Source organism: Empedobacter brevis NBRC 14943 = ATCC 43319, from assembly GCF_000382425.1.
Taxonomy (GTDB): Bacteria; Bacteroidota; Bacteroidia; order Flavobacteriales; family Weeksellaceae; genus Empedobacter; species Empedobacter brevis.
In genome coordinates this window covers 360,555-367,584 of sequence record NZ_KB908293.1, presented here as the reverse complement: position 1 = coordinate 367,584, position 7,030 = coordinate 360,555, and the positions used below count along the sequence as shown (strand labels likewise).

The 7,030-nt window shown below is 36.7% G+C and carries 5 protein-coding genes and 1 pseudogene; all 6 read right to left on the bottom strand.

All coding sequences use genetic code 11. The annotated features are described in order from the left end of the window. Positions 1-731: pseudogene (locus tag H277_RS18755) on the bottom strand (T9SS type A sorting domain-containing protein); the annotation flags it as partial. 217 nt (positions 732-948) lie between these two features. After that, positions 949-2,232: a threonine ammonia-lyase IlvA gene (ilvA, locus tag H277_RS0107010; RefSeq protein WP_221406894.1), complete on the bottom strand. Its 1,284-nt coding sequence runs from the start codon at positions 2,230-2,232 to the stop codon at positions 949-951. Then, positions 2,193-3,230 (bottom strand): ketol-acid reductoisomerase, encoded by a 1,038-nt coding sequence (ilvC, locus tag H277_RS0107005; RefSeq protein WP_019974874.1) that lies wholly within the window; start codon positions 3,228-3,230, stop codon positions 2,193-2,195. The genes ilvA and ilvC overlap by 40 nt, the downstream gene beginning before the upstream one ends. A 14-nt stretch (positions 3,231-3,244) precedes the next feature. Further along, the gene (locus H277_RS0107000) at positions 3,245-3,475 is read right to left on the bottom strand and encodes an acetolactate synthase small subunit (protein WP_019974873.1); all 231 of its coding nucleotides are present in this window, start codon (positions 3,473-3,475) and stop codon (positions 3,245-3,247) included. Between the two features lie 12 nt (positions 3,476-3,487). Then, the gene (ilvB, locus tag H277_RS0106995) at positions 3,488-5,257 is read right to left on the bottom strand and encodes a biosynthetic-type acetolactate synthase large subunit (protein ID WP_019974872.1); all 1,770 of its coding nucleotides are present in this window, start codon (positions 5,255-5,257) and stop codon (positions 3,488-3,490) included. After that, positions 5,190-6,884, bottom strand: a complete 1,695-nt coding sequence (gene ilvD / locus H277_RS0106990) for a dihydroxy-acid dehydratase (protein ID WP_019974871.1) — start codon at positions 6,882-6,884, stop codon at positions 5,190-5,192. Before ilvD ends, ilvB begins: the two co-directional genes overlap by 68 nt. Positions 6,885-7,030: the final 146 nt, after the last annotated feature.

Genomic DNA, 7,030 nt, shown 5'->3' with positions numbered 1-7,030 from the left:
CTGTCCTGAGATTTTATAGGAGTTATTTTCGAATTGGACACACCACCAATCAAATACCCGTTTTTTGTTTCGATGATTGTTTTTAAAGTTTCTTCACGTTTGCCTCCTATTGTTTTTTCCCACTTGATATTTCCCAGATCATCGAGTTTAATCACCCAAAAATCAGTTGCTCCAAACCCATTCTGTTGTTTCGTAACCGACTGAGGAGAATCCGAATTGGCTCCAATCAGGTAACCGTTATCAGCAGTTTTTATTACCGTCACAGCTTCGTCATTTCCTAAACCTCCAATTGTTTTTTGCCATTGAATAGCACCTGTGGGATCCAATTTAATGATCCAGATGTCCGTCATTCCAAAGTTTTTTTCTGTTTTATCACCAGATAGGGAAGAAGCGGAAGAACCCACCAGTAAAAAACCGCCATCATTGGAAAGTGTCACGGTTTTCAACAAATCATCACTGTCGCCGCCAAAAGAATTTTGCCATTCCTCGCGCCCATTTTCGTCCATTTTCCAGATGAAATAATCCAATCCACCCCGGTTTTGTTTGGTTTTATTTCCCGAAGGATCGGAATCTGAACTTCCTAAAATCAAGAAGCCATAATCAGGTGTTGGAATTGCATTGTACAGGTATTCAGCCTGATTTCCTCCAATAGATTTTTCCCATAAAATATCGTGCTGAGCGTTAACATAAAAGGAAAATAAGGAGAAAACAGCAAGTAGAGTTTTCTTCATATTAGATGTTGTTAATTAAAGTCAAGATAAGAACTTTTATATTGTATTACAAATTATAAGTACTTATTTAATAGAATGATAAACAGAAATAGTTTACAAATCAATTTGTAGAGGAGAAGAATAGAGGAGATGAGAATAAATAAGAACCCCGCTAATCCTTTACTTTTTTGGTAGAAAATTAGCGGGGTAAGTAGATGGTGTAAAAAGAAAGACGATTTTAGCCAATTATCAAAGAAAATAACGTATTATCTGTATTCAAATATTGATAATCAAAATGATGGTTTTCTAATCGATAAATCAAATTCTCAAAATCTTCTTTTTTATCTAATTCAACGCCAACTACAGCAGGTCCGGTCTCTTTGTTATTTTTCTGAATGTACTGAAAGTAAGTGATGTCATCATTCTTGCCTAAAACATCATTCACCAATTCTTTTAAAGCTCCGGCCCGTTGTGGGAAACTTATGATAAAATAATGTTTTAACCCCTCATATTGCAGACTGCGTTCCTTTATTTCTTCCATTCGTGTGATATCATTATTGCTGCCACTCAAAATGCAAACAACATTTTTACCTTTTATCTCTTCTTTGAAAAAGTCTAAAGCAGCTACACTTAGAGCCCCGGCTGGCTCTACTACAATTGCATCTTCATTGTATAAACGCAAAATAGTTGAACAAACTTTTCCTTCTGGTACAGCATAGGTTGATGTAAGTCCATTTGAACAGATTTCGAATGTTTTTTCGCCAACCTTTTTTACTGCAGCTCCATCCACAAAAGGATCTATTTTTTTCAGAGCAGTAGTTTTGTTATGTTTGATTGCTTCCGCCATACTTGACGCACCGCTTGGTTCTATACCTATAATTTTTGTATTGGGACTAAATGATTTTAACACAGAAATAATCCCAGAAGCTAAACCACCACCACCTATTGGAACAAAAATATAATCAATAGGAGCATTGTTTTCTTCCAAAATTTCCAGTCCAACGGTTCCTTGTCCGGCAATAACTTTTTCATCATCAAAGGGATGAATAAATGTGAGATGATTTTCTATGGATAGCTGATGAGCGTAAGCAGAGGCATCATCAAATGTATCCCCATGTAAGATAATTTCGATGTGCTCTTTTCCAAACCATTTCACCTGTTTTATTTTTTGTTGCGGTGTAGTGGTAGGCATCACAATTTTACCTTTGATGTTCAATTGTTGGCATGAATAAGCAACACCTTGTGCATGATTTCCTGCGCTAGCACATATAACTCCGTTTTGTTTCTCTTGTTCAGCTAGTTGAACGATTTTATTGTAAGCACCTCTCAATTTGTACGAACGTACAATTTGTAAATCTTCCCTTTTTAATGAAATATTTGCTTCAAACTGACGGCTTAAATTAGCATTAAAGTCGAGAGGAGTCTTTCGGGCAATTCCTTTCAAATTAATTTGTGCACAATTGATTTCGTCTATAGACACACCTAAGGTCGCAGTTTTCTCACTTCTAAACCTGTTTGCCATAATTCACTATTTCTTAGTTCGGTTAATTCTTCAGTTAATTTTTTACGATAATCCGGTTGACTATTTGCGTTGATGGTAATTGCAGCTTCATTTCCTGTAGCAACACTTTCGTATAAATCTTCTAATACAGGTTTATTGGCATTTTTGAATTTATTTTTCCAATCTAATGCGCCACGTTGCGCAGTTGTAGAACAGTTGGCAAACATCCAATCCATTCCGTTTTCAGCGACTAAAGGCATTAAACTTTGTGTTAATTCTTCAACGGTTTCGTTGAAAGCTTCACTTGGGGTATGCCCTTTAGAGCGTAGAACTTCATATTGTGCTTCAAAAATTCCAGCAATTGCCCCCATTAAAACTCCGCGCTCTCCTGTTAAATCGCTGTAAACTTCTTTTTCGAATGTTGTTTCGAATAGGTAACCGGATCCGATGCCAATGCCAATTGCCAAAGCTTTTTCTTTTGCTTTACCTGTTGCGTCTTGAAAAACAGCATAACTTGAATTAAGACCTTTTCCTTCTAAAAATAATCGTCGTAAAGATGTTCCAGAGCCTTTTGGTGCAGCTAAGAAAACATCAATTTCTTTTGGTGGAATAATCCCGGTTTGTGAATGAAATGTTACACCAAATCCATGCGAAAAATACAAAGACTTTCCTGCTGTAAGATGTGGTTCTATTTGCTCCCAAGCAGCAATTTGTCCGGCATCTGATAAGAGATTCATTAAAACTGTTCCTCTGGAAGAAGCTTCTTCAATATCAAATAATGTTTCGTTTTCTACCCAACCGTCCCTCTTTGCATTTTCCCATGATTGACTGTTTTTGCGTTGACCAACAATCACATTAAATCCATTGTCTTTTAAGTTTAAAGCTTGACCAGGACCTTGAATTCCATATCCTAAAACCGCGATGGTTTCATTTGCTAAAACTTTTTTCGCTTTATCCAAAGTAAATTCCTTTCTAGTGATTACTTCTTCTTGTGTTCCTCCAAAATTAATGATTGCCATAATGTTTCTTTTTTTTATAATTTGTTGCTGTTAATATGTTTAATTTCAATGATGCGATAAAACTGTAAAACCAGTTTATCTTTTGTTAAATGTGTTGGGTGATAGGTAATTTCTACATTGGCCAAATTGTTTTGCTGCTGTACGACTTCCAGGTGATTGATGTTGATCCGGTTTCGTGTAAAAACTGTGATGATCCGCTCTAATGCACCAACTTGATTTTCTACGGTAAGATGTATTGTTTCCATAATGTTCTCTTTTTAGAATAGTCGTATATCACTTACAGAGCTGCCAGCTGTAATCATAGGAAAAACATATTCCTCTCTTTTTACATGGATATTTAATAAATAACTTTCTTCAGCGTTCAGCATTCTCTCCAAGGCATCATCTAGCTCTTCTGTTTCTGAAATATTTTCTCCTTTTATACCAAAAGATTGAGCAACCTTACTGAAATCAGGATTTGTCATTTCGACGAATGAATAACGCTTGTCAAAAAACATGCTTTGCCATTGTCGAACCATTCCTAAGTAATGATTGTTCAAGACGATAATTTTTACTGCAACATGGTATTGAAAAATTGTTGCCAGCTCCTGAATTGTCATTTGAAAGCAACCGTCTCCAATAATGGCGATTACTTCTCGTTTTGGTTGTCCTAATTTTGCTCCCATTGCTGCAGGTAAAGCAAACCCCATTGTTCCTAAACCTCCGGAAGTATAATAACTATTTGGATGATTGAACTGGTAATAGCGGGCAGCCATCATTTGATGTTGACCAACATCTGCAACAATTACAGCTGTTCCTTTTGTTTTTGCAGATAGTTGATGAATAACGTATGACATGGTTAAACCATCTTGTTTTGCCATTACAGCTTCATTGCGAACATATAAACTCTCTTCTTCATCCAATTTTTTAAACTGTTCTAACCACTTTGGATTTGATTTGTTTATTAATAATGGAAGAAGCTCTTGTACCACTTTTTTTGCATCTCCCAATAAAACAACCTCAGCCTCAACAACCTTATTCACTTCTGAAGGATCAATTTCAATGTGAATGATTTTGGCCTGTTTTGCATACGTATTGATGTTTCCGGTTACACGATCATCGAAACGCATTCCAATAGCGAGTATGACATCGGATTCATTTGTTAATTTATTAGGCGCATAATTCCCATGCATTCCTACCATTCCGGTAAACAGGGGATGATTTGAAAGAAAATTACTTAATCCATGTAAGGTACAAGCCGTTGGAATGTTTTGTTTCTCAACTAATTCCAGAACTTCAGCTTCAGCTTTTGAAATTCCAACGCCATTTCCAACGATTAACAAAGGCTGTTTCGCCTGATTCAATAGAGCTGCAGCTTTCTGTAATTCAAGTTTGAAGGAATCAAATTTTGAAGTAAAAACTGTATTTTTTAATTCTTTGAAACGTGGATAATAAAAATTCTGAGTCCTTTCTGCGACTTGCGCATCCTTCGTTATCTCAATGACAACAGGACCTGGCTTACCTGTTTTTGCGACATGAAAAGCTTTTGCAATAATTTCCGGAATTTCATTTGCATCGACAATTTGATAATTCCATTTCGTAACTGATTTCGTTAGACTCATGACATTGGATTCCTGAAAAGCATCTGTTCCCAAAAGTACAGATGGAACCTGGCCAACTATACAAACCATTGGAACACTATCCATAAATGCATCAGCTAATCCTGTAACCAAATTTGTTGCACCCGGACCAGAAGTCGCGAAAACTACTCCTGTTTTTCCTGTTGTTCTTGCATAGCCTTCCGCCGCATGTGTTGCGCCTTGCTCATGGCGAACTAAAATATGTTCGATAGCATGAGAATAATCAAATAAGGCGTCATAAATTGGCATAATAGCCCCTCCTGGATATCCAAAAATGTATTCTACATTTTCGTTCATTAAGCTTTCTAATACAGCATACGAGCCGGTATTTTTTTTGAAATTATCGGTCAGTAAGACATCCTTCGGAAGCGTTTCTAACTTGTTTTGCGTATTTGTATAGGATTCCATTTTTTACTTTTAATTCGGGTTGTTTCCAATTATTTTTTCGTTTTGTTAACGTGTTTTCATCAACCAATAAATTCAGTTGTTTTCTGTTGATGTCAATTTCAATGAGGTCACCATTTTCAACTAAACCGATAGGTCCTCCTTCGAAAGCTTCTGGTGTAATATGACCGACGACAAAACCATGAGTACCACCACTAAATCTTCCGTCTGTTATCAATGCTACTTTATCCCCGAGTCCGGCACCAATAATGGCTGAAGTAGGTTTGAGCATTTCAGGCATTCCCGGACCACCTTTAGGACCTTCATTTCGAATAACAAGTACACTTCCTGCATGAATTTGGAACTCTTCAATTGCTTTTAATACCTCAACTTCGCTGTCAAAAACTTGCGCCTTTCCTTTGAAATAGAAACCTTCTTTTCCCGATATTTTAGAAACAGACCCTTCCGGAGCAAGATTTCCGTACAGCATTTGGAGGTGACCTGTTTCTTTGATAGGGCTGCTTAATGGGTGAATAATATTTTGCTTTGAGAAATCTAATTCAGCAACATTTTCTAAATTTTGAGCAATAGTTTTTCCGGTAACAGTCAGGCACTTTCCGTCGAGCATATTTTCATTCATCATATATTTCATCACAGCCGGGATTCCGCCAATTTTACTCAAATGTTCCATTAAGTATTTTCCGCTTGGTTTCAAATCAGCTAATACAGGGGTCTTGTCATTAATTGCTTGAATGTCATCTAAAGATAATTCGATCTCCATCGTAGCAGCAATCGCTAATAAATGAAGCACAGCATTGGTACTTCCTCCTAAAACGACAATTACTTTTATGGCATTTTCTATCGAATCTTTAGTGATAATGTCACTAGGTTTAATCTCTTTTTCTAATAAAATTTTCAGGTAATGAGCAGCACTAAGGCATTCATTTTTCTTCTCTTGACTCATGGCAGGATATGAAGAGGAATAAGGTAAACTCATTCCTAAAGCTTCAATCGCAGCAGCCATCGTATTTGCCGTGTACATTCCGCCACATGCACCAGGACCGGGACAGGCATTTTGAATAATTCCGCAATAATCTTTGTCATCGAGATTGCCATTTAGTTTTTTTCCTAAAGCTTCGAAAGCGGAAACAATGTTTAACTCTTCATCTTTATAGTGTCCCGGAGCAATTGTTCCTCCATAAATCATAATAGACGGACGGTTTAACCGACCCATTGCCATAATAGAACCGGGCATATTTTTATCACAGCCGGGAATAGTAATGACACCATCATAAAAATGTGCTGCGCAAACAGCTTCTATAGAATCGGCGATAATTTCTCTGCTCACCAAAGAGTAGCGCATGCCTGAAGTACCGTTTGTAATACCGTCACTGATTCCGATTGTATTAAACTTTAATCCAATCAAATCTTCTTTTTTCATTCCATCCTGAACCAATTGAGCCAATTGGTTCAGGTGCATGTTACAGGTATTTCCATCGTATCCCATACTTGCAATTCCGATTAAAGGCTTTTGTAGGTCTTCATTCGTTAGGCCAATCCCGTGTAACATCGCTTGTGATGCAGGTAAAGTATCATCTTGTGTTATGGTTCGACTGTGTTTGTTAAGTGTTTCTTTGTTGTTGTTCATCATTATTTACTTGCTAAAGGTTTTATATTAAATCATAAAAAAAAGCCACCTTAATAAAAGGTGGCTTCATAAGAAATCTTCAAAAAAAATGTCAATATACCACCCTTCCTAACCCGAGATTAAGACGAAAATAATGATGATAATAATGA